The organism is Mobiluncus mulieris ATCC 35243 (assembly GCF_000160615.1).
Classification (GTDB): Bacteria; Actinomycetota; Actinomycetes; order Actinomycetales; family Actinomycetaceae; genus Mobiluncus; species Mobiluncus mulieris.
Genome location: NZ_GG668518.1, coordinates 1,032,207 through 1,055,433, shown reverse-complemented (window position 1 = coordinate 1,055,433; position 23,227 = coordinate 1,032,207). Strand labels below are relative to the sequence as shown.

24 protein-coding genes and 1 pseudogene are annotated in these 23,227 nt (G+C 52.0%); 14 read left to right on the top strand and 11 right to left on the bottom strand.

The features are described from left to right. Positions 1 to 58: 58 nt before the first annotated feature. From HMPREF0577_RS04485 to HMPREF0577_RS04475, 3 genes are all read right to left on the bottom strand, one after another. Positions 59 to 313, bottom strand: a complete 255-nt coding sequence (locus tag HMPREF0577_RS04485) for a DapH/DapD/GlmU-related protein (protein ID WP_004012509.1) — start codon at positions 311 to 313, stop codon at positions 59 to 61. 140 nt (positions 314 to 453) lie between these two features. Continuing rightward, entirely contained in the window at positions 454 to 1,380 is a 927-nt protein-coding gene (locus HMPREF0577_RS04480) for a hypothetical protein (protein ID WP_004012508.1), read from the bottom strand. A gap of 238 nt (positions 1,381 to 1,618) precedes the next feature. Continuing rightward, a complete protein-coding gene (locus tag HMPREF0577_RS04475) occupies positions 1,619 to 2,542 on the bottom strand; it encodes a TrmH family RNA methyltransferase (protein WP_004012507.1) in 924 nt (307 codons plus the stop codon). A 107-nt stretch (positions 2,543 to 2,649) separates the two neighbouring features. Here HMPREF0577_RS04475 and HMPREF0577_RS04470 point away from each other — a divergent pair, with 107 nt between their 5' ends. Continuing rightward, positions 2,650 to 3,306, top strand: a complete 657-nt coding sequence (locus tag HMPREF0577_RS04470; RefSeq protein ID WP_248613687.1) for a hypothetical protein — start codon at positions 2,650 to 2,652, stop codon at positions 3,304 to 3,306. Positions 3,307 to 3,375: 69 nt separating this feature from the next. On the opposite strand, the gene HMPREF0577_RS04465 is transcribed toward HMPREF0577_RS04470, so the two are convergent. Continuing rightward, positions 3,376 to 4,404, bottom strand: coding sequence for a quinone-dependent dihydroorotate dehydrogenase (locus HMPREF0577_RS04465; protein ID WP_004012505.1), 1,029 nt, complete (start codon positions 4,402 to 4,404; stop codon positions 3,376 to 3,378). A gap of 228 nt (positions 4,405 to 4,632) precedes the next feature. Here HMPREF0577_RS04465 and HMPREF0577_RS04460 point away from each other — a divergent pair, with 228 nt between their 5' ends. Further along, positions 4,633 to 5,337 carry a response regulator transcription factor gene (locus HMPREF0577_RS04460; protein WP_004012503.1) on the top strand — a complete coding sequence of 235 codons (705 nt, stop codon included), beginning with the start codon at positions 4,633 to 4,635 and terminating at the stop codon, positions 5,335 to 5,337. A gap of 215 nt (positions 5,338 to 5,552) precedes the next feature. On the opposite strand, the gene HMPREF0577_RS04455 is transcribed toward HMPREF0577_RS04460, so the two are convergent. Beyond that, a complete protein-coding gene (locus HMPREF0577_RS04455) occupies positions 5,553 to 6,125 on the bottom strand; it encodes a hypothetical protein (RefSeq protein ID WP_004012502.1) in 573 nt (190 codons plus the stop codon). Between the two features lie 1,171 nt (positions 6,126 to 7,296). On the opposite strand from HMPREF0577_RS04455, the gene HMPREF0577_RS04450 reads away from it, so the two are divergent. Continuing rightward, positions 7,297 to 7,482, top strand: a complete 186-nt coding sequence (locus HMPREF0577_RS04450; RefSeq protein ID WP_004012500.1) for a hypothetical protein — start codon at positions 7,297 to 7,299, stop codon at positions 7,480 to 7,482. On the opposite strand, the gene HMPREF0577_RS04445 is transcribed toward HMPREF0577_RS04450, so the two are convergent. Next, positions 7,472 to 7,948 (bottom strand): hypothetical protein, encoded by a 477-nt coding sequence (locus HMPREF0577_RS04445; RefSeq protein ID WP_004012499.1) that lies wholly within the window; start codon positions 7,946 to 7,948, stop codon positions 7,472 to 7,474. The genes HMPREF0577_RS04450 and HMPREF0577_RS04445 overlap by 11 nt on opposite strands. 446 nt (positions 7,949 to 8,394) lie before the next feature. Between HMPREF0577_RS04445 and HMPREF0577_RS04440 the strand changes: the two genes are divergently transcribed. Continuing rightward, positions 8,395 to 9,030, top strand: a complete 636-nt coding sequence (locus tag HMPREF0577_RS04440; RefSeq protein ID WP_004012498.1) for a hypothetical protein — start codon at positions 8,395 to 8,397, stop codon at positions 9,028 to 9,030. 110 nt (positions 9,031 to 9,140) lie between these two features. Here HMPREF0577_RS04440 and HMPREF0577_RS04435 read toward each other — a convergent pair whose 3' ends face one another. Both HMPREF0577_RS04435 and HMPREF0577_RS04430 read right to left on the bottom strand, forming a co-directional pair. Continuing rightward, a complete protein-coding gene (locus HMPREF0577_RS04435; protein ID WP_248613685.1) occupies positions 9,141 to 9,872 on the bottom strand; it encodes a hypothetical protein in 732 nt (243 codons plus the stop codon). 152 nt (positions 9,873 to 10,024) lie between these two features. After that, positions 10,025 to 10,663: a DUF3043 domain-containing protein gene (locus HMPREF0577_RS04430; RefSeq protein ID WP_004014928.1), complete on the bottom strand. Its 639-nt coding sequence runs from the start codon at positions 10,661 to 10,663 to the stop codon at positions 10,025 to 10,027. A 66-nt stretch (positions 10,664 to 10,729) separates the two neighbouring features. Between HMPREF0577_RS04430 and HMPREF0577_RS04425 the strand changes: the two genes are divergently transcribed. The 6 genes from HMPREF0577_RS04425 to HMPREF0577_RS04400 all read left to right on the top strand — a co-directional run bounded on the left by HMPREF0577_RS04425 (position 10,730) and on the right by HMPREF0577_RS04400 (position 15,639). After that, a complete protein-coding gene (locus HMPREF0577_RS04425; RefSeq protein ID WP_004012495.1) occupies positions 10,730 to 12,094 on the top strand; it encodes a M20/M25/M40 family metallo-hydrolase in 1,365 nt (454 codons plus the stop codon). Then, complete coding sequence (locus HMPREF0577_RS04420) at positions 12,091 to 12,522, top strand: hypothetical protein (RefSeq protein WP_004012494.1); 432 nt, start codon at positions 12,091 to 12,093, stop codon at positions 12,520 to 12,522. The genes HMPREF0577_RS04425 and HMPREF0577_RS04420 overlap by 4 nt, the downstream gene beginning before the upstream one ends. A gap of 201 nt (positions 12,523 to 12,723) precedes the next feature. Beyond that, positions 12,724 to 13,071, top strand: a complete 348-nt coding sequence (erpA, locus tag HMPREF0577_RS04415) for an iron-sulfur cluster insertion protein ErpA (protein WP_036342453.1) — start codon at positions 12,724 to 12,726, stop codon at positions 13,069 to 13,071. A 126-nt stretch (positions 13,072 to 13,197) separates the two neighbouring features. Next, entirely contained in the window at positions 13,198 to 14,082 is an 885-nt protein-coding gene (locus HMPREF0577_RS04410) for an FKBP-type peptidyl-prolyl cis-trans isomerase (protein ID WP_004012492.1), read from the top strand. 20 nt (positions 14,083 to 14,102) lie between these two features. Continuing rightward, complete coding sequence (locus HMPREF0577_RS04405) at positions 14,103 to 15,164, top strand: FKBP-type peptidyl-prolyl cis-trans isomerase (protein WP_004012491.1); 1,062 nt, start codon at positions 14,103 to 14,105, stop codon at positions 15,162 to 15,164. 70 nt (positions 15,165 to 15,234) lie between these two features. Continuing rightward, complete coding sequence (locus tag HMPREF0577_RS04400; protein WP_004014933.1) at positions 15,235 to 15,639, top strand: DNA-binding transcriptional response regulator; 405 nt, start codon at positions 15,235 to 15,237, stop codon at positions 15,637 to 15,639. A gap of 16 nt (positions 15,640 to 15,655) precedes the next feature. Here the strand turns inward: HMPREF0577_RS04400 and HMPREF0577_RS04395 are convergent, their stop codons facing one another. Further along, the gene (locus tag HMPREF0577_RS04395) at positions 15,656 to 15,988 is read right to left on the bottom strand and encodes a hypothetical protein (RefSeq protein WP_004012489.1); all 333 of its coding nucleotides are present in this window, start codon (positions 15,986 to 15,988) and stop codon (positions 15,656 to 15,658) included. 49 nt (positions 15,989 to 16,037) lie between these two features. Here HMPREF0577_RS04395 and HMPREF0577_RS04390 point away from each other — a divergent pair. The 3 genes and pseudogenes from HMPREF0577_RS04390 to HMPREF0577_RS04380 all read left to right on the top strand — a co-directional run. Then, positions 16,038 to 16,730: pseudogene (locus HMPREF0577_RS04390) on the top strand (lysophospholipid acyltransferase family protein); the annotation flags it as partial. Between the two features lie 55 nt (positions 16,731 to 16,785). Beyond that, positions 16,786 to 17,985, top strand: coding sequence for a pyrophosphate--fructose-6-phosphate 1-phosphotransferase (locus HMPREF0577_RS04385; protein ID WP_036342295.1), 1,200 nt, complete (start codon positions 16,786 to 16,788; stop codon positions 17,983 to 17,985). An 80-nt stretch (positions 17,986 to 18,065) separates the two neighbouring features. After that, positions 18,066 to 19,472 (top strand): class II 3-deoxy-7-phosphoheptulonate synthase, encoded by a 1,407-nt coding sequence (locus HMPREF0577_RS04380; RefSeq protein WP_004012486.1) that lies wholly within the window; start codon positions 18,066 to 18,068, stop codon positions 19,470 to 19,472. Here HMPREF0577_RS04380 and pknB read toward each other — a convergent pair. Continuing rightward, complete coding sequence (gene pknB, locus HMPREF0577_RS04375) at positions 19,469 to 21,628, bottom strand: Stk1 family PASTA domain-containing Ser/Thr kinase (protein WP_244854363.1); 2,160 nt, start codon at positions 21,626 to 21,628, stop codon at positions 19,469 to 19,471. The two genes, HMPREF0577_RS04380 and pknB, sit on opposite strands and share 4 nt — an antisense overlap. Positions 21,629 to 21,708: 80 nt before the next feature. On the opposite strand from pknB, the gene HMPREF0577_RS04370 reads away from it, so the two are divergent. Then, positions 21,709 to 22,071, top strand: coding sequence for an Rv2175c family DNA-binding protein (locus HMPREF0577_RS04370; protein ID WP_004012484.1), 363 nt, complete (start codon positions 21,709 to 21,711; stop codon positions 22,069 to 22,071). A 31-nt stretch (positions 22,072 to 22,102) separates the two neighbouring features. On the opposite strand, the gene HMPREF0577_RS04365 is transcribed toward HMPREF0577_RS04370, so the two are convergent. Beyond that, positions 22,103 to 23,185, bottom strand: coding sequence for a polyprenyl synthetase family protein (locus HMPREF0577_RS04365; protein ID WP_004012483.1), 1,083 nt, complete (start codon positions 23,183 to 23,185; stop codon positions 22,103 to 22,105). Positions 23,186 to 23,227 lie beyond the last annotated feature (42 nt).

The following is a 23,227-nucleotide window of genomic DNA, read 5'->3' as shown; positions in this document are numbered from 1 at the left end:
CGCCCTGGAGTAAGCCCGTGAACTGCGACTTTACCTGGCGCATTACCTTAAAAAGCGCTTATGTGTCCGTGGGTAGGTCGCGATAAACTCGCGCCGGGTTACCCACCGCAATTACATTGGCCGGCAGGTTGCGCGTTACCACCGAACCTGCCCCGACGACAGTGTTATCTCCAATCGTCACGCCGGGTAGCACCAGGACATTCGCGCCCAGCCGCACCTTGTTGCCAATAGTGATGGGGGTACCGCCTTCCCAGCCTTCGCGGCGGGGTGTGGCTTTCAGGGGGGCAGCACCTCGCGTATTGTAATGCGTCATGTGCTCGGCGGTGCTTCGTTGCGTCGCCTCACCGCGTTTTCATGAGGTGCCATCCGGGATGGCCACCGCTGTTCCCGGAATGTGAACTTGCCCACAATCCGCAGCGTTCTTAGCTGGCGAGCATTCCGGCAATCTGGAAGCTAAGGGGTCTGTTCGGGATAAGGGATAGTCTGGACGGTGTGGTTTCCATTGGTGTCTTGGAAGGTGAGAACCAGGGTGCGAGAGGTAGCATCGAAACGACAGGCTACGCAGTAGCCGCCGTTTGGTAGGTCAGCGACCTGTTGCCAGATTCCGTCTTGGGGGCGAGCCAGAATGTTGTGATTAGCTGGTCCGGCCTTGTCGATAACTACTACCGCATAGTTGGTGTTTTCTATGGTGCAGGCCGGTGGATAGTCCGCGACCTTTAGCTCATGGTTGGTTGCTGTCAGCAGGTTCCCGAAGGGGTCGAGCCGGTCTACGTAATAACGCAATAGCAGGCTCTCGCGGTACACCCGTACGAAGCCATCGTTGGGATCCCAGGGGCTGGTGTACTCGCAAACGTGCCCTGTCGGGCAAATATCGGCGGCCTGGGGTTCTCTAGCGTGGAAAGCGTATTCGATTAACGCCGCGAACGCGGCCAGGCACAAAAATACCAGCAGTGTCACTCCAGCCAGAACAGAAATAATTTTCAGCCATACGCGGCGAAATCTCACGGCGAGGTGAAACGCCGTTATAACTATTCCCAGCAGCGCCAGCAGTGGCAACCCCAAAATCACCAGCAGCAAGCCATCATGAACCCGCCAATTGAACCCAGCGGACTGGGGGACTATCACCTGCACCTGGGTCATGGCTAACACGGCCAGTCCCCATAGCACCCCCGCTGCTATCGGGGAAATCCAAAAAATCCCCCGAACGTTAAACCAGCCAATCCGCTTTGCTTGCCACCCGCTAGGAGCCTTTCCGGTGCCGCCTATTGTCTCAGTCTCACTGGCCTCAGTTTCACCGGATGCTGCCTTGCCTGTTGCCGTTACCGCACTCGCTGCTGCCCCGGCTTCCGCGATTGAATCGAAGGGTTGTGTCTGTTCCACTGTGCAATTCTATGTGTAGTGCGTTAGGGGTGGCTTCGTTGCGTATTGGTTTCGTCAGGTTCATGAGGTGTCATCCGGGATTTTCAGCTAAGGTTTCAGGCGGCTCGCCGTTTGAAACTCGCGCGTTCGCAGTTGTATTCCACTCTTTGATTGCGTTTGGGCAGTGGCAATGATCTGGAAGTGCCTGGAAATCTGGTGGGTGGATTTTGAGGAGTCAGCGCCTCATGAACACCAGGGATTACTGTGCAGTCGCCCAACAGGCCACCGCACACGCACCCGCAACGTTCAGGGAATCCACCCCGTGAGCCATCTCAATGCGCACCACGTAATCAGCCTTAGCCACAGTGGAACGTTTCAACCCGTCCCGTTCCGCCCCGGCCACCAACGCGACCTTTCGGGTCGAATCACCGGCCAGTTTCCGGGCATAATCACGCAGGTCAACGGCATCGTCGCGCAAGGCCAAGGCCGCAAGCTCGAATCCCGCCGCGTGAAACAAATCCGCATCCGGCCAGCGTTTCAGCCGCGTCCACGGCACTTGAAAAATCGTCCCCATAGACACCCGCACCGCCCGGCGATACAACGGATCGGCACACGAAGGCGTGACCAGAATCGCGTCGTAGTTACAGGCTGCCGCCGAACGCACTGCCGCTCCCACATTCGTGTGATCCACCAGGTCCTCTAGCACCAAGACCCGCCGCGACTGCGCCAGAATCGCTGCGGGGTCGGGCAGTGCCGGGCGCTCCATCGAAGCAATCGCCCCGCGATGCAGCTGGAACCCCACGAGTTGTTCCAACACGGCTTCCGTGGCGACAAACACCGGTATCGGCCCGCCCTCCGGGTCGCCGTGGGTGCATGAGGTGCTAGCCAAAACCGGAGCCAAGATTTCCAACCAATGCGGGGTCACTAACAGGGATCGTGGCCGGTATCCCGCGCGCAACACCCGCATAATGACCTCGTTTGATTCCGCCAAAAACAGGCCATGTTCCGCCTCGAAGCTGCGGCGCAGATTCACGTCCTTGAGGTTCGTATAGTCGCCCAGGAGTTCGGGGTATTCCGAGAGGTTTTCGAGGGGAATCAGCACGGTTAAATTGTCGTTAAAATTTCGGGATTTGCCAAGTTGTGCAAGGTCGCCCGGAGTTTTGTGGGTTTTCCACAGGGACATGAAAAGACGGCTTATTCACAGGGTAAAAATCTGTCGGGTGCCTGGTGGCGGGGTTTAGAAAACAATGGAAAGCAGTTGGGATGATTTTAGTTCAGAAAGGAAAACCGATGACCACACCAGTATTAGAGGCCTTGGAAGGCTTGAAGAAACACCGTTTCGAGGCACCTTTGCATCATGAAGTTACTTGTGATTGTGAGCGTTGCCTGATGGCGCGCACGATCGTATTGAATAACTTGGGCGAGTTGATTGGCCTGGAGCACCACGAAGACGGCATCTATGGTTCACGTGGCTGGTCGGTGCTCAGCGGCGTGGCTTCGCTGACTTTGCAGTACTCCGACTGGGGCTGGATGGATATGGTGACGGAATTCCCAGGAGTGAAACCGGAGCAAATGATTGACTATCTGCCCTATGACGGTGGCGATGCCTGGTTGGCTGCAAAACTGCTGGCACGTCTGCCGGAGACGGCCTTGGCTGACCGGCAAAACTACGGGCCGAGTCTGGACTATGTTTTGAGGCTTACGGCTGAACATTCCGGTGAAGTCCTTTTTGGTGGCTACCTGATTGGCCCGCAGCGTTTCGACGAAAGAATCAGCAGTGACGCGATTTATGTCACCCCGAAAGTCTTGGGATTGGATGGGGAAAACCCGGACGAAGCCGCTGTCTATAAGGCGTTGGATAACTTGAATCTGGATGCCCTGGAGGCTCCGGACGAGATTTCCCCGTATTACAGTGACCAGACCTACTGGCGTTTCTGGTGGGACTGATTGCGACTGGCGCTATGCGCCGGACGGGGTTGGGACGGTTCCGGGTATGCCAAAAATGAGGCTAGCACCTCATGAATGAGCCGCAGAAGCGAGCTGTCGGTTTAACCGCGCCGCCCACCCTGGTCCTTCATAGATGAAAGCGGAAAGCCCTTCGACCAGATTCGCCCCCGCGTCTAGCATCGCCTGGGCATCGGCGGCGGTAGTGATACCCCCCACCCCGATAATGGTCTTCTTTGGGGACAGGTGCTTGCGCAGCAAAGTCACGACTTCCAAGGCGCGCTCACGTAGGGGTTCCCCGGAAACTCCGCCCCGTCCCAAGTCGTGCTGGATGGTGGTGTTCGTGGCGACCACCCCCGCGAGATTGCTCTGTTCGGCGAGTTTCGCGACCGCCACGATATCGTCGTTGGCTAAATCTGGGGCGATTTTCACGAACACCGGCAACTGCGCCAGATTTTGTTCAGTCAGTTCAGTCTGCACGGCTTGGATAATCGGCTCTAGCGAGGACACGGCTTGAAGGTCACGCAACCCCGGTGTGTTCGGCGAGGACACGTTGATTACCAAGAAATCCACCAGCTTGGCCAGGCTACGGGTGACTTTGCGATAGTCGCTGGGGGCTTTCTCGGGTGGGGTGACTTTGTTTTTCCCAATGTTTGCCCCGATAATCAGGGAATCGCCGTAATGGGCACGCAACCGGCGCAGTCGTCGCGCGGCCTCGCGGGCACCTTCATTATTGAAGCCCATCGCATTGCGCAAGGCGCGCTCGGCGGGCATCCGCCACAGGCGGGGACGCTCATTGCCGGGTTGCGCCAGGGGAGTGATGGTGCCGATTTCGACGAAACCGAAACCGAGGGCATCCCACATGGGTACGGCGCGGGCTTCCTTGTCCATCCCGGCGGCCAGGCCGAGTGGCCCGAAAGTTTTCCGCCCGCTAGAGTCTAGTGGCCAGGTGAAGTGTTTTTCGGGTCGTTTCATGAGGTGCGAGACGAAACGGCGCACTGCGGGAAACTTCCCGGCTAGCTCTAAACAATCAATGGCACGCAGGTGTACCCACTCCGGATCGAGGTGCACCAGGACATGGCGGAAAAAGAACTTGTACACGCCTCTACCTTACCAACTGAAACCGTGAGATTGAGCATCAAGGTGCATCCGACCAGGGAGTTTGTGAATACCCTACTTTTGGGATACGTTTTGAAACTATTTTGACCTAGAGATTATGTTAAATTTATACGTAACGTAGCAGAACACGGTCGGGAAGCAGAACTAAATGAGTTCTCTTTTGACCTGTGATGCCGCGCGTTGAAATGCCATTAAACTCGAGGAAATATCATGGGCGACCAGGACTGTGTGATTCGCGTGATTTTCGCCGATGACGACGCTGTCTATCTGCGTGGAATGACGGATTTGTTGAATCGGCTGAAAAACATTGAAATCGTGGGACAAGCTAGCGATGGTGACGAGGCCATGCGTCTAATTGAAACCATTGACCACGATGTAGTGCTGTTGGATGTAACTATGCCGAGTATGGGGGGTATCGAGGTTACGAAGTCTGCCCTAGAGCTCAATCCGGATGAGAAAATCCTGATGCTGACAGCCTTTGAAAGACCTGACATGCTTAGACAGTCCTTGGCAGCTGGGGCTAGAGGCTTTCTGACTAAAGAAACTGATTTCCGCGAGATTGGAGCGGCCATCCAGCGGGTTTTTCGGGGTGGTAAAATATTAGACGAAAAACCGCTATCTCTAGTTATGGATTACTTTGTTTCCGCTAATCCTGAGAACGGTGACCAGGAATTGAAGGCTAAAATTGAGGCTCTCCCGGAGCATTTGCGTATTATCGTTAATTTGATAGGTGAGGCTCGCAGTAACAAAGAAATAGCCAAGGCTACTGGTCTTTCTCTTCACACCGTTACTACTTATATAAAAAGAATTTTGAAGAAACTTAATATACGTCGTGGCCAGCTCACTTTAGAGATGATTCGCCTCGGTATGAATAACACAGCATCTCAGCAAGATAGTGAAACAGGAATGAATTAAGTTGCCGATTGTATTACTAATCTGTGGTGGAATAATTATGACCGTTTATTTATTAATTCCAGTTAACGGGCTCTTCGCTTTTAAGGGTGTAGTTGGTTTCTGAAGTCACCGGCTCCTAGTAGGCGGCTACAGCTGTCGATTAGCTGTTCTTTTTGGAATAAAAGTCTGGGTTGGTTCGCATTTAAGAAAATACGAACCAACCCAATTATTGAAAGCTAAATATCCCTGCTTCTGTCCGATAACTCATCGTAGAGTCTCTTTAGCATCTGCTGACTTTCAATTAATTCAGTTGTACCGGGCTTGCCATTGTGTTCAAACCAGGATTTGAGCATGCTGAAATCTTTCAATCCCAATTCGCCACTGATTATACCCTGTTCTTTTGAAATCGACACTGTAGTTGCAAGCATCCCTACCTGGCCTATTCCCATATCTGACCCTTCAGCTGTTTCAATGATTTTAACCTCATTTGCTGTTAGCTGAGATAATCTTTGTACCTTGCGAGGATCGTCCGTTAACGTTAATATTCCATTTGGAAGTAAAACGCCGTCTCTCATTTTGTACGCTGCATTAAGAGCTAAGCCAGGCCCTTTTAAATCAGATATTTTGTCTACAATCTGATTACGATTACGAACATCTCTTTCTAGATGTTTGCGTTCTTCGGTAGAAATTAAGCCGCGTTCCTCCAGCTTCTTTAGCATGTAGGTTACATCAACCTTTTTCCCTGGGATTGCAAACTTCTTGGCAGTGTTTGTGTTGCTGTTTACACTCTCAAATCCATACTGTTGCATAGATTTTAGACTAGGCGTAATGCCCGTCGTGGTTGAGTGAAATGAGTCTACTCGTATCACATAGACCTCCTTTATTCGTAGAACACATTAATGGACTGTTTTGAAATTATGGTTACGGGAAACACCGGTTGGTTTCGACTGTCAGGAATACCCCACTTGAAGTAGAAGGAAGTTGCTGCTGGGTAGCCAGCAAAATCGTAAACGTCTCCGTTTGCGCTCGCTCCGTACACTATATTTGTTATATCGGCACAGTGGTACTCCGAATACCCAACAGGGCATAGGCCAGCCGCAAGGCCTTGTCCAACCCTAGGTGGATTAGTTATGGTTGCGCGGACATTTATTCGTGTAATTTTTCCTGTCAAGTTTGTTGTCCATGGGGTTAGCTGTTTTGAGTCGTAGTATTGCTGTGTTCGGTAAATGCTCGGGCCACCAGTTACTTCGTCCATCCAGGCACCGTCTCCCGCTGCCCAAGAGCTTGCAATCCCTCCTGAGACGAGCAGTAGTACTGCAGCAGCGGCTCCAGAGATGATTTCTGCGATTCTTTTCGTCGTTGATACCTCTTTCGGTTTAGTTCGTGGCCGCCCTGACCACAACTACAACGCTAGGCGGTACAACAGAGTGTGTAAATACCCCAAAAATTGGACGCAGCCGACATGTACCTGCTCTACACCTCCTTCTCCTATAGCATGACAATTTCAGGACTAATTACGGGTTAATAACCGAATTATGTGTCTTATTTTGGGGTTTTCGGTTGGTATCGCAACGTAAAGTCGGGGTTGGTTAGCTTTTTTAGCTTAAATCGTGACTATTCTTGACATTTCTCAGAAACGTGCTAGGTGTTGCGGTGTGCTTGGTGTATGACCCTGTCGCTTCGAAGATTTTCAGCGCTAGACCGCTATATCGGAGCGTGGCGGCAGTCTATGACTGACAAGACGGGTGAAGCCGTTGACCTGGCACACCTAGCAGCAACCAGTCTGGGCTAAAAGGATTAACCCTTGACAAGAAAAACGACGAAGGAAACTGGGAATCCGTAGGTAATAGCTGTAACCGCGATGATTTGTGCTGCGACGGAGATGCCATCTTAATCGGGCAGACACTCGAAAACGGCGCAGATAACAACCCACACCTACTCTCACAAACCCTGCGTGAATACTACAATAATTCTACCCTAATGAGTGGTAGATTCAGACGAATCGCGGAAAGCATAGGAGCAAAGAACAAGAATGATGCTGCGCAGAAATTCCATACCATCATGACTAACCTGCCAGGAGGTATTATTCGACCAGTTCTCTCTGGAAATGTGCCGGAAGAGATTATCGAAGCTGCTTGTGGAGAGTTGGCTGCTTTCATTTACTAGTAGCTGCCGCATCTTGTTCTGGTTGGGCTACGTGCTTTCGTTTTATAAACTTAAGCATGTAGCCCAACCAAAATATAGCAGCATGAATACCTAAGAATGGGTATTCAGTGAAAATATTGAATCTAAATTCTGAGAACGCAGATTCTAAAGAACCAAAAAAAATCCAAGGAGCTATAATTTGGTTGGCTGATATCACTAGATAGCAAAGTGCAGGCAGTAACGTGACTGCAAAAACGAACTGAACTGGTCGCTGTTTGCGTAATACGAAAAGAACAATCGCAGGAACGATAAGAAATAGTGGAAAAAACAGCAAGAAAGCAAAGATTCCCGCACCCCTATATATTAATAACAGCATGAACAACATGGAAATCAGCAGAACCAGACCAAAAACTCCGGCGTGTTCAAAGCTTCGTACAACACCATCAATACGTTTAATTTTGCGTTCAAGCTTGTTATCAGATTCCATGCTTCCACCCGATTCTCTCAGTATAAGCTAATTTTACTTTAGGATTATGCTTTGTCAAGTTATTCGGGTTGCGAGAGCTAGAGCGGATTTCTCGAATTGGGTTAGAGCAGGAAGCAGTTATAGTCGACGAGTGCTTCACAGTCAGTCATCGCTAAACACTTGTTGATGCCCTATTTTTGGGATATTTACAGGTTCTTCATGCCCCTCTATGATAGATACTGGTGGCTAGACAACCACTGGCAACAAAGTAGATGCAATAAGCACGGATGTAACGTGAGGAATCGGTAATAATGTGAGTTACGGAATTGCATCTTCCGAGATGTGCCAAACCAAGGTAACGAAAAGGAGCTACAATATGAGCAAGAAGAAAATATTCATTATAGCAGCTATAGAACTCTGTGTAAAATTAGTTATGCCACCAACCATAGCTAGAGAGGAGTGAGGCTATGAAGAATGTTTCGTCTTATAAGGTAGCTGGTGCCATATCCATAGCGACTTGTATAATAGGGTTATGTACGGCAGCGTATTTTAATGCATCTCCACGTGATGTGCCAACAGTTGATTCTCAGAACTTGCAAGTTCTTGCAAAGGCTGAGGAAACTTTGAATGAATCTCTTCGCAAAGCTAAGCTTCAAATGAAGCAGGAACTGGAGGAAATAAAGCGTGAATATACTCTTCCACCAGAAGGAACTTTTGAAGCAAAGCATTCGTTCAAAGAACTTCAAGATCAGCTTCAACAAGTTCAAGCCCAGAAAACAGAGCGTACTGCGAACCAGAACAAGTTTGAGGTACAAGAAGTTTGGTATGAACCTGGATACTTTAAATCCGATGCGCTGGTGCAATGGCAATGTGCCTGGCTTAAGAGCGCGGTTCAAAACCAAGAAGCAGGAAAATCTGATGAAGTGCAGAAAGCTATCCAGATACTCCTGGGATTCAAAGAAAGCAAGGACATAAAAATGTTTCCTGACTATGACCGATTCCTGGAAGATAACGTTACTCCGCTGCAAGCGGGAAACACTGCCCCCGCAAGGGAATTTCTTAACTCGGGATATTCGTGCGTTGCGCAAAATCAGCTCAAGTAAAATTACCAGCATTCCTAGTCAATGGTTGTGGGGTGCAGGAAACTTCCTGCACCCCACAACCATTGAACCTTGCATGTTATATTAGAGCGATTAAATTCTCAGATAAATTCTTAGAATTTAATCGAAGCTAAACCTTCATTCTTTTCGCTCATATTTGGTTGCCAAATGGAAGAAGTATCATGTATTTCGTTCAAATTTAGCACCTCATATAATCGTTTAATCCTTTCCTTCATGAGCGTTGGTTCTTCTGATCCGTCTTGTGAATTTAAATTGAGAATAAATTTCATCACCGAAAAATGTTTAAGGCTTAGCTCGCCTTGAATTATGCCAGATTCCCTGCACTTAGCCAAGTGTCTGAGGTGAAAGGTTCCACACCCCGAGGAGTAGTCGCAACCAAGAATTCTTTCTACAGCGGAAACATCCTTCCTAGATAGCTTAGATAGCTTTCTAATGCCCTCCTTATCATCAGGATCTACTATAATGCCATTGCTAAGCAATACCCCTTCTGCCATATTACTAGCACTCGCAGATTCGTCACCTGGTCCGTATTTCAGGTATATCTCCTCAGCTAGTTCTTTTTTAGAACGTACTGTCTCTCTCAGCTTCTTGGTCTCTTCCTCTGTTATTATGTTACGTTCCTGCAACTTTTGGTACATGTAATCTATTGATACTTTACGCCCGAGTTGCGCCTCTTGTTTTTTATCTAAATCTACTTTGCTTGAAAACTGCTGAATTAGCTTTTCTTGGGTAAATCCCTTTGAACGTAACAGCTGGACTTCGCCTGTTTTCGCTCCAACAGAGTTAGAGAAATCTCCGATTTTTAGCATACGTGTTTCACTCATAGAAAACTACCGTCAGCTTCACTCTAGGAGATAACTAAAGCTATGAAAATGTCCCAAAAATCAGACATCTGCAAGCATGCTGGCAACAGCAAAATTAAGTTTTCTAGCGTCATCTCTGTCTCGACATATCACACAGATTTGAAGATGGCACCTCATGATTTGCGCCGGCAACGTGTCACCTGGGGGCGGGGCTGGCGCCAGCGACGCGGCATCACCAAACGTGAGAAGGCATACCAACGCAAGCCCCGGGGAATCTTTTCCTCGCCCAACTTAGCCGCCGCCAAAGTACGCGCCCGACGGGCAAGGACAATTCCCTCGCCACAACCCACAATCAAGAACGCATAGGACGCAATCATCGACCAGGTATTCACCTGGAAAGCCAGTGCCTGCATCTTGTTTTGGGTCAAAATCGACACGGCAATAATTCCACCGAACATGGCCAACAGCACCGCAAACATCATCCACTCGGAAAAGGTGTAACGCCCATCCACATAGTCGCGCACGAAACGCCTGGCGGCACCGCGGTGCATCAAGGGCAGTAAATCCTCCCGCCCGGTACGCATGCCTTCCTCTTCCAACGCCATACGGCGACGGGATTCCTCGCGGGCACGTTCCTTGGCGGCCTTTTTGTCCCCACCCACAATCGGGCGGTAATTCCTGGCCTCCTGGGCTTTACGCGACGGAGTCGGACCTTTCTTTTGGCGGGAAACTTTCGGCACCCCACCGCCCGCCGTCGACTTGGAACTGGCGGGGTCGGCTTCGCTTGCTGGCTTCTTTTTGAATAGACTCATGATAACTCGATTATTCCACAACTTGGGAGAGGCCTGAAACCCTTTCCCCAAAGGAGGCTCAGCCACATGGACGAAAAAACATTGCGAGATAAAATCAACGCTGATTTCCCGAAAATCGTGGATTTCCTAAAGGAACTGGTGACAATCCCGGCAATCTCTGCCTTGCCGCAACACGAGGCGGACATGGTGAAAAGTGCCGAATTCATCGTTGGGAGACTGGCGAAAGCCGGATTTGAAGCCAAAATCACCACGGTGCAAGACCCCAAAACCGGGCGCACTTCTCGCCCCGCGATTATTGGCGAGAAACCCGGGCCGGCGGGGGCACCAACCGTGCTGCTCTATGCCCACCACGACGTGATGCCGGCCGATGGCCAATCCGGGTGGAACACCAGTCCTTTCGTGCCAGTGGAAAAGGACGGGCGACTCTATGGGCGTGGTGCCAGCGACGATGGGGCGGGAATCGCGGTTCATCTGGCGACCTTGCGAGCTTGGGGTGAAAACCTGCCGGTGACGGTGAAATTGTTCATAGAGGGGGAAGAGGAAGTCGGTTCCCCGACCTTCCACGCTTTCCTTGAAAAGCACCGGGATTTCATGGAATCTGACGTGATTATAGTGACGGATTCTTCGAACTGGGATGCCCAGACCCCAGCCTTAACTACTGGCTTGCGGGGGGTGCTAATTGTGGATGTGACGGTGCGCACTTTGACCCACGCGGTGCATTCTGGCCAGTTCGGAGGGGTCGTCTTGGATGCTTTGACATCCTTGTGTCGCCTGATAGCGACTTTGCACACCGATACCGGGGTGGTGGCGGTGCCTGGATTGGTGCGCGACTTATCGGCTGATGTGGATTACCCCGAGGCGGATTTGCGTGAGCAACTCGGCGCGGTCGACGGGTTGAAGCTGATTGGCGAGGGCGATTTGACTGCCCGCCTGTGGACGCAACCCACGGTAACAGTAATTGGGATCGATTGTCCTGACGTGGAACATTCTGGGAATGTCTTGTTGCCCGAGGCTACCGCCAGGATTTCGATGCGGATAGCTCCGGGAGAAAATCCGCAACAAGCTGGGGCGGCGCTGACGGATTATCTCCAGGCTCACGTGCCTTTCGGGGCGGAAGTTACAGTTAACGTGCGGGAATACGGGCCGGCTTACGCCGCTGATTTGGAAGCGCCCGCGATGAAACTGATGCAAGGAGCGCTTACTGACGCTTTTGACCAGTCGGCAGTACACATCGGAGTGGGGGGCTCGATTCCGTTCATCGCCACTTTCCAGGAGCTGTTCCCTCATGCCCAGATTTTGGTTACGGGGGTGGAAGACCCGTTGTCACAGGCGCATTCTGAGAATGAGTCCCAGGATTTGGCGGCACTTCAGGCTGCAGCCTTAGCCGAGACGCTATTTTTGGGGCGGCTGGCGGCGGCGGGTTTGCGTTGATAATTCAGGTTTTCGCCGTGCCAGCGGTGGCCTCGTGGTTTGACGGGTTCATGAGGGGCTGGCTGAAATCAGCGCCTCATGACATCCTAACCATGCAAACCATAGCCGTGCCTGGCAGCGTTGCCGTACCCGGCGTACCAGTCTTACCCCCGCGACACCTGAAACTTGATTCTGGAGCTGAGCAGGTCGTGGTTTTCACTCCCGAAATTACCGGTGAACCTGGGGTGGGGGATTTGACCAGCCTAGTAGTTTCGAAAGTCTGGCGTCACGGAATTCAACCGGTGGTGGCTCTTGCCATGGACACGCCACTGTCGCGTCGGCAACTGGCTGAATCCGGATTATCTGGCGTGTATTTGTTAGCAGAACAGCCCAATCGTAGCCTCGAAGATTGGGGTAAAATTCTGGGACAAACCTGGCATCATGACTGAATGTACCCTAGTTTTGAAAGGCAGAGCGGCTTTCAACTAAACTCGGGGAACCGGTTGCTTTCGAGCCGAATTCAGCCAGTTTACAGGTTTTATTTCGGCTTTAGACTGTGCCGGCGGCGAACAAAACACTTGCGGGTAATGCAAGGCAAACCAAACCAGGCTAAACTGAAAACTGAAGTGAATCTGAATGAAGGGAAATTTATGAGCGAAACCGCAACCTTGACCCACGAAGTTAACCTGACCGAAGCGGCGGTGGCAAAAATCCGGGCACTGCTGGAACAGGAAGGCCGCGATGACCTGAACCTGCGTATTGGAGTGGCACCGGGGGGCTGTTCCGGGCTGATTTACCAGCTCGAGTTCGACGATGTCATTGAGGAAGACGATGCGGTGCGGGATTTTGATGGGGTGAAACTGGTGGTAGACCGGATGAGCGTTCCGTACCTCGCCGGAGCCTCGATTGATTTCCAGGATACTTTGGCGCAGCAGGGCTTTGTGATTGACAATCCGAATGCGGCTAATACCTGTTCTTGTGGAGGGTCTTTTCACTAAGAGCTATCTTGGAAGTAACTCAGGGAAGAAAAGCTAGGGCGAGCTGCGCCGAAATTGCGGTACTTCTTGAGAGTTACCCTGTAGAATGGAAAAGATTTTAAGAGTTGCAACAATTTAGGGAGTATCGTGTTTCGAAAAATCGCAGTTCTGTTGGCTTCCGCTACCATTGTTTTCACGCTTTCCGCTTGTGGAAAGGCAACTGGAGATGGTCTTCCTACGGTGTCTTCCCCAAACTTTGGTACCGTCCCGGAGATAAATTTCCCCAGTAACAAGCCACCTCAATCCATCTTGACCAAGGTTTTGGACGAAGGTGACGGTAAAGGTCAAACTGTTGGGGATTCTGACTTTGTCTTGGTGGATTACTATGGCAAAGTGTGGGGTGGAGCGCAGCTACCTGACTCGACTATCGCGGGTTCTGGCGAACCACGAGGTTTCTCGCTGACTGACCCACCGATTAAGGGATGGATGGCCTTGCGTGGAGCGAAAGTGGGACAGCGGCTCATGCTGATAATGCCTCCCACTGATGCCTATGGTGATCTTGGTAGTGAATCTATTGGGGTAAAGAAGGGCGACACTTTGACCTACGTGGCTGATATTCGCCTTGCAGTGTCCCCGGATGCGGGCAGTCAGTTCCAAGTTACCCCGACTAATGAAGCCTTGCCGCAAGGAGTCAGCGTGAACGCTTCAGAAAACGGCGATTTCGGGGTAGATGCCAGCGCTGCGGGGGAATACCCCACGAAACAAAATGCTACCGTCTATGCTCAAGGAAACGGTGAAAACGTCAAACCGGGACAGTCCGTGGTAGTGAAACAAATCAGCGCGGACTGGGGCAAGGCTACCGCTCCTGGGGATTGGGGCAACGCAAAGATGTACGCTATCGAGGCAGGTTCCATCAAAGCCGAAGGCTTGCCCTTGGGAAGTATGATTTTGGTCGTGTATCCGGCTACTTCTTCCAGCGAGCCGCGGGCGGCATTGCTGCAGATTTTGGCTTCATATGACACCAAACGCTAAAGATTTAGGGAGTGGATTTTATGCGAGTCTCAAAGAAATTCCTGGCAGTATTGGCGCTGATTCCTTTGATTGCAGGGGTGAGTGCGTGTTCTAAGGCCGATAAAGAATCTAATGCTCCGTTGGCAAAGCCTAAGGCTTGCGTCAAGACAATTACCCCGGCTTCATCCGGGGAAGTCCCTGAAGTCAAACCCGCCGAAAATGCTCCCGTCCCGGAGGCAACGGCCGGCAAAGATTTTGGCCAGGAACCGACCATAGCCCCGGGTAGTGGGGCACCGTCCAATGATTTTATTCGCAGTATCCTGATTAAAGGCAGTGGTTCCGAGGTATCTGCCAATGCGGATGTGGTGGTGAACTACGTGGGGCAAACTTGGGACGGGAAAGTCTTTGACAGTTCCTGGAAGCGTGGCAAAACCGCTACTTTCAACCTGCGTGAAGTGGTGCAAGGTTGGCGTTGGGGATTAGCGGGAGCGCATGTGGGCGATCGGGTCGAGCTGGTTATTCCTCCCAAGCTTGGCTACGGGGAACTCACCCCTGAGGAACAAGCCCAGAAGGCAGCGGGCAAGGGGATTGCTGGCAAGCCCAAGCTGGCCGGTGACACCTTGGTTTTTGTAGTTGATATTGTGTTCTCTCCACCAGTTTTGAACGAACCCCAGTTGGCGGCCTACACCCAGGTACTTTCGAAGTCTAAACCTACTGACGCGAAATTGCCCGATGGCCTTAAGATTTACTGCCAACCTGGTGAGGAACCTCAACCTGCATATGTCGAGGGAGCCAAGATTCCCTCCCAGCCTGTTACTGTGTGGACAATGGAAGGACAGGGGCGCACCATCGAAGCCGGTGATCAAGTAGGATACGTGCTGGTCTATGGGTCATGGGGTGATGCCCCCCAATCCACCTGGACGAATGGCAGTTCGGTGACTTGGGTAAAAGCTGAAGATGCCAAGGCTGTGGGCAAGAAAGTAGGCTCCCGTGTGGTTTTGGTTGGACCACCAAACGAAGCGGCTAAACGCGGCGTGGTTCAGATTGTTGATATTGTCGATGCAATTAGCCTCTCGGAGAAAGGCAACACGCCCGCGAAATAACCTAGGGTGGGGTTTTTGCTCCTAAGACAGGCCAGGCTAGAATGAATTTAGCAATATGAAGGAGTTGCCTATGGATGCGAAGACTAAACCCGATGCGGCCGAAATTATGCTTTTCAGCAGTGATTTGCACACGCGTGAAACTATTATGGACGCAGCCGGAATCAGTGGAGCCTTTGGCTTGCCGCCGATTAACTGGCTAGAAGTAGCCACCGCGAAGGCCGCGAAGTTGAGCTTCGAAGAAAACCGTTTCGCGGCGTTGGTCTTGGATGCGGAGACCACCCAGGAAGGCGGGGAATCTCTGTCTCGCTGGTTACATGACCATCATGATAAAGTTCCTCCGGTTATTATGCTGGTGGCGCGACCCCAAGACGAGTGGCTAGCTCGCTGGTCGGGAGCAGCGCAGTGTATTCAGGCGCCGTTCCACGCCGACACTGTAGTTGATGCCATCCAGAAAGTGCTTGCACCCGCGCACTAATGGAAGATTGTGCGAACTATTTCTTGATAATCAGGAGGTACAAGCTCCATAACAAAATCAGGAGACACACACAGGCTATGACAGCAGAAAAAGCGGGGCGTGCAAAGCCCAGTACGCACAGACCCATTAGGCTGATGACCAGCAGAACCCATCCTCTCACTGTGGAGGGACGTAAATGGGGCAGAGGGGGATCAGGCTGAACGAAACCCTCGGTATCTTCTGCCGGAGACCAGTCGCGAGGTCCCACGCCACCGAGTTCCGGGGTTGCCAAGGCTAGTTCCTCGAACCGGCGTTCAATTTCATCATCGTCGGGAACATCATCCCGGTGGCCTTTCTTAAACAAAGACATAATGCCCAAGCTATACAGAAATTACTAATCAGGCAAGCGGAGGTTCAAAATGTACAGGTTTGCAAAGTTTGTAGCGGGCCCGTTGCTGCATTTACTGTTTCAACCGTGGATTCGCGGTGGGGAAAACATCCCGGACGAGGGGCCGGCTATTCTCGCGTCCAACCATCTAGCCGTTATAGACTCCATTTTCTTGCCACTCATGACCAAACGTGAGATTACCTTCGTCGGTAAATCTGATTATTTCACCGGTACCGGCTTCAAAGGCTGGATGGTGAAACACTTCATGCAATCCGTGGGAGTGATTCCTATGGATCGTTCGGGGGGACGAGCCTCCCAGGCCGCCCTGGATAAAGGCCTGGAGGTACTTAAGCGGGGAGATTTATTTGGAATCTATCCCGAGGGAACCCGCTCCCCGGATGGACGACTCTATCGTGGTAAAACTGGGATTGCCCGGCTGGCCTTGGAATCTGGGGCACCAATTATTCCGGTGGCGATGGTGGGGACGAATAAATCTCAGCCCATTGGCAAGCGTCTGCCACGTCCGGAACGAATCGGGGTTATTGTTGGTAAACCCCTGGATTTTTCCCGCTATATTGGGATGGAGAATGATCGTTTCGCATTGCGTTCCATCACTGATGAGGTCATGTATGCGCTGATGTTGCTGTCAGGACAGGAATACGTTGATGAATACGCCGCGAACGTAAAGAAAAAGCTTGAAGAAGCCAAAAAGGCTTCCAAGGATGCCTCTTAAAAATAGGCTTGAAAACCCGAAAAACACTAGAAAGAAAGGTGACACAGTGAGTTTAAAACGAGTAGCGCTACTGACCGCAGGAGGCTTCGCGCCCTGCTTGTCTACGGCAGTGGGAATGCTAATTGAGAGATACACGGAGTCCGACCCGAATGTCGAGATTATTGCCTACGAGCACGGCTATCACGGCCTGTTGACCGGCAAGTATTTCGTAATAGATGCCGAGGCTCGCGCCCATGCCGTTCGCCTGCAGAACTACGGCGGTTCCCCGATTGGTAATTCTCGCGTAAAGCTTACCAACACCGCTGATTTAGTCAAGCGTGGCCTCATCAAGGAAGGGGAGGATGCTTTACAGGTTGCTGCCAATCGTCTGGTTAAGGACGGGGTTGATGTGCTGCACACCATTGGTGGTGATGACACGAATACTACCGCCGCCGACTTGGCTGCATACCTGGAGACCAATAACTATCACCTGACCGTGGTGGGTTTGCCTAAGACTATTGACAACGATGTGGTACCGATTCGCCAGTCGCTGGGTGCGTATACCGCAGCGGAAAACACTGCGCTTTACGCCTCGCACATTATTTCTGAGTCGCGCGTGTCGCCCCGGATGCTCATCGTTCATGAGGTGATGGGTCGAAATTGTGGCTGGCTAACCGCCTATTCCGCAAAGCTCTACCGGGAGTGGTTGGATCAACAGCAATTCGTCCCCAGCGTAGGTTTGGATCGCTCCCACTGGGAGATTCACGGGGTATATGTCCCAGAAATGAAGATGGATATCAAAGCGGAAGCCAAACGGCTCAAAGAGATTATGAATCGGGTAGGAAATGTCAATATTTTCCTGTCCGAGGGTGCGGGTGTGATGGATATTGTGGCTGAGATGGAAGCGGCTGGACAGACGGTTAACCGCGACGCTTTCGGGCATGTGCGCCTTGATGAAATCAACCCGGGTCAGTATTTCGCCAAGCATTTCGCCACGGATTTGCAAGCCGAAAAGGTTTTGGTGCAAAAATCCGGATACTTCGCACGCTCTGCTCCGTCTAATCAACAGGATTTGTTGCTGATAAAGGGCATGGTGGACTTGGCGGTACAGAGCGCTTTTGCTGGCAAATCTGGGGTTATTGGGCATGACGAAGAAAACCACGATGTTCTTAGCTGCATTGATTTCAAACGGATTAAAGGTGGCAAGCCTTTCGATGTGACCACACCATGGTTCCAAACCTTGCTGTCTGAAATCGGCCAAATCTAGAGATTGCTGATAATCTTGGTCCAGGCCACCAATGGTAGCCTGGACCAAGTTACAACTGGGGTACAAGGACAATAATCAGCGTGGAACACAGCCTAGAACAACTTCATCTGCAAGACTTCGAAGCGGCGTGGCGTGCCTGTCCCGCCGTCCAACAGCCGGCTTATCCCGATGTGGTCGAAGTCCAGCGAGTCTGCGTGGAACTCAAACGCCGTCCACCCCTGGTTTTCGCTGGGGAAGTCAATGAACTGCGCGAACTTATGGGTAAGGCTGCCAAGGGCGAGGCTTTCGTGCTGACCGGCGGGGATTGCGCGGAAACTTTCGCGGAATCCACCGCCGACCACTTGAAACTGAAGGTTCAGACGATTTTGCAAATGGCGGTGGTCTTGACTTACGGGGCAGGGTTACCGGTGGTCAAGATGGGTCGGATGGCCGGGCAATACGCCAAGCCGCGTTCGGCTGACACCGAGACTCGTAATGGCGTGACCCTGGAATCTTATCGTGGGGACGCGGTCAATGGTCACGAGTTTACCCGGGAATCTCGCACCCCAAATCCCAAGCGTCTGCTGGAAACCTACCAATATTCGGCCGCTACGCTGAACCTGATTCGAGCCTTTACTCAGGGTGGATATGCCGATATGCGCCGGGTTCACGAATGGAACAAGGGGTTTGTGAACAATCCAGCCTATGCCCGTTTCGATGCCCTGGCTCAATCCATCGATGCGGCGATGCAGTTCATGAAAGCAACTGGGGTGCCTGCCGATGCGATGCGTACAGTGGATTTCTATTCGGCTCATGAGGCGCTTCTCTTGGAATATGAAAACGCTTTGACTCGTGTCGATTCTATTTCCGAGGACTTGTACGATACTTCAGCGCACTTTGTGTGGATTGGGGAACGTACTCGGCAACTTGATGGTGCACATCTGGAAATGCTTTCGCGGGTGAAAAATCCGATTGGAGTGAAACTGGGGCCTTCTGCCACCGCAGAAGACGTAACACACCTGGCAGAGCGACTCAACCCGGAGGGTATCCCCGGACGACTCACCCTGATTTCCCGTCTGGGGAATGCTTCGGTGCGCGAGATTCTGCCCGGTTTATTGCGTGCCGGTAAAGCCACGGGCAAACCCATTGTGTGGATGTGTGACCCGATGCATGGTAACACGGTGAAAACTGCGAGTGGCTATAAGACTCGTCACTTTGAAACGGTTCTGGACGAGGTGCGCGCATTTTTCGAGGTTCACGAAGCCGAAGGGATGATTCCCGGTGGCATTCACGTAGAGTTGACCGGCGATGATGTTACCGAAATCGTGGGTGGTACTGAAACCGTGGATGAAGCCGCCTTGGCGAAACGCTACGAGACTCTGGTAGATCCGCGCCTAAATCACCAGCAATCCTTGGAGCTGGCTTTTATGGTGGCGGAAATGCTGGCGAAACTGCGTCCCGGATTGCAAAACACTGACCTGGTGGATTTCCCTGAAATGGGTTTCTAAATCATCCGTATTGTGACAGTTGACCCCACCGGGATTACCGTCCCAGCTCTGGGGTTAGTATCAGCAACAATACCCGCCACATTGAACACTCGCTCAACACGGACTTTCAGACCTAGGCCTTGTAAAATCGCGGTGGCATCCGCTTGAGATTTACGTTGCACATTGGGAACCGCCACGGTTCGCGGTCCTTTAGACACCACGAAGGAAATCTCGTCGTGCCGATAAACGGTGGAACCGCCCTTAGTATTTTGGCTGATAACTAAGCCTTTAGCTACCGTGTCGGAGTAATCCTCGCTAATATTGGAACTCAAGCCGGATTGCGCTAGTAAAGCATTGGCCTCATCCCGAGTCTTCCCGACCAGGTGTGGTACAGTAACCGGTTCACGTCCCTTCGAGATAACAGCCTTCACCACTGTGTTGTGCGGGATGGTGGTGCCTGGAGCTGGGTCTTGACTAATCACCGTGCCTTGAGGCACCGTATCCGAGTAGTCTTCGCTGATTTGCGGGGCGGTAAAACGTGCTTTGGTTACCAACTCGGTTGCTTGCGGCGCGGTTTTCCCAGACAAGTCAGGCATTCGCAGCATCTCAATGCCTTTGGACACATAAATCGTGGCTTTTTGGAAGCGTCCCAAGGGCTGGTTAGCGGCCGGTTGGGTGCGAACTACATTGCCAGCGGGTACCTCGTCATCAAAAACGTCTTGTCGCTGGAAAGCTATATCGTTGTCTTGTAGTGCCTTAGAAGCTCCCGACCACTGCTGGTTAGTCAAATCCACCATGGGGCGATACGATCCCGGTCCCCACAGGAAAAACCATGCCGCACCCAGAGCGCACAGCATTACCACTAAAACGCTTATGAGTGCTATAAGTCGGCCTCGTCTGTGGGCTTGCGTGGGGTGGTTCGTGGGGGTGGCGGGTTCATGAGGTGCCAACGGGGTTGTACCCTTAGCCTTACGACCAAACCATCTTTTTTTCTGGGTTCCTGTCATGGCTAACGGCACCTGGTTTAAAGTCGGGGTTGCCATAACCGCATCCATAGGCTCGGAATCTTCCAGCGTTGGTTTTGCCGAACCTCGCAGAGTCAGTTCCTCGGGGTTAAGCTCGGCCAGAACATCTTCTACCAAAGCCTTGCCTGCCGCCGCATCCACCGGGCGGTGTGCCGGATCCCTTTCCGTGAGCTTCGTAATCAGTTCGTCCACCGCTTCGGGAACCCACGGTTCAGTTTGGCGAATGTGAGGCAAATCGTTGTGTACATGCGCATAGGCGACCTGGATAGGGGAATCCCCAGTGAAAGGCGGTACCCCTGCCAACAGTTCATAAAGCATGATTCCGGTAGCATACACATCTACGCGTCCGTCAGCAGTCTCGCCCGAGACGGTTTCAGGAGCTAGATAGGCTACTGTTCCCAAAATAGAACCCGTAGTGGCAGCGGTAGCTTCGGAAGCTGCACGTGCTAGGCCGAAATCAGCCACTTTTACCGGACCGGACTTGGGGATAAGCACGTTTTCTGGTTTGACATCGCGGTGCACAAATCCACTACGGTGCGCGGCGGCCAGGGCATCAAAAATTTCCGTGGTGATTCTAAGGGCTTCCCCTAGGGGCAAACAGCCTTGGGAACGCAAATAGGTACGCAGATTGGGGCCTTGCACCAGTTCCATCACTAGATAGCTTGAGCCCTCGGTGGTGCCTTGATCATAGACTGCGACCACTCCCGGGTGGGTCAAACGAGCAGCAGCACGAGCTTCGCGGCGAAACCGCGCCACGAAATCCTGTGATTCAGCTAAGTGGGGGTACATGATTTTCAAAGCCACCGGACGATCGAGGCGTGTGTCTTTGGCTCGATAAACCGTGGCCATACCGCCACGCGCAATTCGCGCCTCGATAACGTAGCGGGAATCAACCGTGGTTCCCACCAGACTGTCCGGTTGGGCTTGGCCGCCAACCGGCACGACGGAACCCGGGTGAGGAACAGTCAATGGTGGTAACGCGTCGGGATCATCTTCTGCCAGGTGTTTACCGTTGCGATTTGGCCGCACAACGGGTGCTGGAATCTTCGTGGTAGCAGCATTTCCGTCCTGACTAGTGGGCTTATCGGCACTATCGCCGTTCCGGGAGGATGTTGGGAGGTCTGCAGACCTGGGTTCATGAGATTCCGTCACGCCGGTAAGTCTATGATAAAAATGCTCAGATTTCTGTGTCCCTCCCCGAGAAGTAACACTTTTCAGCGTAGTTTTGTTTCATGAATGATATTTGGACGGAATTGGAATGGCTCACACCTAAGGAAGCCGCCGCTTTCCTAGAAGTGGAACCTAAACAGATACGCACCTGGACAAAAGACGGCTCCCTGGTAGCCTTAGAAAACCCCACTGACGGTAAACACCTGATTCCCCGGGGATTCCTGGTTAAAAGGGAAGATTACGTCGGGCCACTCGAAACTTTGAAAGGCACTATTACTTTGCTTCGTGATTGCGGATTAACAGATACAGAGATAGTAGGCTGGCTGTTTTCGATCGAGGAGACACTGGGGGAGACCCCGCTACAAGCTCTGCTGACTGGGAAAAAGAAAGCGGTGAGACGAATCGCGGGCGCATTGGCGCTGTGAAGATGGCACCTCATGAACCCGACGGAAAACCCTAGTTTTCGCGATTAACCAAAGCCGAGCCAAAAGCACAGAGCTGCTGTTTAATCTCCAACGGAACATCGAGAGCATCGAGAATCAACTGGGACTGATTCAGATGCTGATTCATAAGCTTCGCTACCGCCGCCCGTGCCCCCGAACCGGTAATAATCGCTTGGATATTAGATAAAATCGGCGGGGTCAAATCCGGAGCCCCCCAGTAGCGTTGCAAGTATTCGCGACCCTCGTCATCAGTCATTTCCCAGGCTACCGCTAGTTGCACTGTGCGTTTACCGGCGCAAATATCGTCCCCACTGGGCTTGCCAGTTAACTCCTGGCTGCCGAAAATCCCCAAGTCATCGTCACGCAACTGGTAGGCAATCCCCAACGGCGTCGAAAAGTCCTCTAGTTTAGCCAGTAAATCGGGGGTGGCACCAGCCAAGGCTGCTCCAATCAGAATTGGAATCACCACGGAATAACGTGCCGTTTTGTGGCGAATCACCTCCATAGCGCTTTCCTTAGAAGGCGGAACATCAGCAGTTAAATCCCGACTTTCCGCGAAAAGATCCAGGTACTGGCCGTAGGCTACCTCAGCTTGCATTGTCACGTAGAGCTGTCCCAGTGCCTGGAGTCTTGCGGAATCCAGGCCTTTCACCGCGCTGGCGAAATAAGAGTTTGCCGCCGCGAAGAGTAAATCCCCCCACAGAATTGCTGCCGATTCCCCAAACTTCGGGCCGCCCGCCGGCGAGGAAGTCATGAAAGCAATCTGAGCTGATGGTAAACCGCGACGAATCCGGGCTTCATCAATAATGTCATCGTGGACAATGGCAGAGGCCTGGAACAGCTCCAGACAAGTCCCCAAATCCAACAGGCAACCGGGAATCTGAGGGCTGACCGTGCCGCCGGACGCAATCCATCCGATATAGGCTCCGATAGCGCGAAAACGCTTGCCGCGTAACAGTAAACCTATGGTGGAATCGGAAAAATCATCGAGCTGTTTTTCACTCAGCGCTGCGCTAGTGCAATGCTGCCAGGGGTGGTTGAGTCGGTGGCCTACGCCAGTACGAATCTCGTCGGCAAGTGGAATTTCCTCAATCATGTGGCAAATTTTACCATGTAAGATGAAAATCTGGTAGCATAA

Coding starts and splice junctions, on each gene's coding strand:
- HMPREF0577_RS04485 (WP_004012509.1), bottom strand. CDS start 313: ATGACGCATTACAATACGCGAGGTGCTGCCCCCCTGAAAGCCACACCC.
- HMPREF0577_RS04475 (WP_004012507.1), bottom strand. CDS start 2,542: ATGTCCCTGTGGAAAACCCACAAAACTCCGGGCGACCTTGCACAACTT.
- HMPREF0577_RS04470 (WP_248613687.1), top strand. CDS start 2,650: ATGACCACACCAGTATTAGAGGCCTTGGAAGGCTTGAAGAAACACCGT.
- HMPREF0577_RS04460 (WP_004012503.1), top strand. CDS start 4,633: ATGGGCGACCAGGACTGTGTGATTCGCGTGATTTTCGCCGATGACGAC.
- HMPREF0577_RS04455 (WP_004012502.1), bottom strand. CDS start 6,125: ATGCAACAGTATGGATTTGAGAGTGTAAACAGCAACACAAACACTGCC.
- HMPREF0577_RS04450 (WP_004012500.1), top strand. CDS start 7,297: ATGAGTGGTAGATTCAGACGAATCGCGGAAAGCATAGGAGCAAAGAAC.
- HMPREF0577_RS04445 (WP_004012499.1), bottom strand. CDS start 7,948: ATGGAATCTGATAACAAGCTTGAACGCAAAATTAAACGTATTGATGGT.
- HMPREF0577_RS04440 (WP_004012498.1), top strand. CDS start 8,395: ATGAAGAATGTTTCGTCTTATAAGGTAGCTGGTGCCATATCCATAGCG.
- HMPREF0577_RS04435 (WP_248613685.1), bottom strand. CDS start 9,872: ATGAGTGAAACACGTATGCTAAAAATCGGAGATTTCTCTAACTCTGTT.
- HMPREF0577_RS04430 (WP_004014928.1), bottom strand. CDS start 10,663: ATGAGTCTATTCAAAAAGAAGCCAGCAAGCGAAGCCGACCCCGCCAGT.
- HMPREF0577_RS04425 (WP_004012495.1), top strand. CDS start 10,730: ATGGACGAAAAAACATTGCGAGATAAAATCAACGCTGATTTCCCGAAA.
- erpA (WP_036342453.1), top strand. CDS start 12,724: ATGAGCGAAACCGCAACCTTGACCCACGAAGTTAACCTGACCGAAGCG.
- HMPREF0577_RS04405 (WP_004012491.1), top strand. CDS start 14,103: ATGCGAGTCTCAAAGAAATTCCTGGCAGTATTGGCGCTGATTCCTTTG.
- HMPREF0577_RS04400 (WP_004014933.1), top strand. CDS start 15,235: ATGGATGCGAAGACTAAACCCGATGCGGCCGAAATTATGCTTTTCAGC.
- HMPREF0577_RS04395 (WP_004012489.1), bottom strand. CDS start 15,988: ATGTCTTTGTTTAAGAAAGGCCACCGGGATGATGTTCCCGACGATGAT.
- HMPREF0577_RS04370 (WP_004012484.1), top strand. CDS start 21,709: ATGAATGATATTTGGACGGAATTGGAATGGCTCACACCTAAGGAAGCC.
- HMPREF0577_RS04365 (WP_004012483.1), bottom strand. CDS start 23,185: ATGATTGAGGAAATTCCACTTGCCGACGAGATTCGTACTGGCGTAGGC.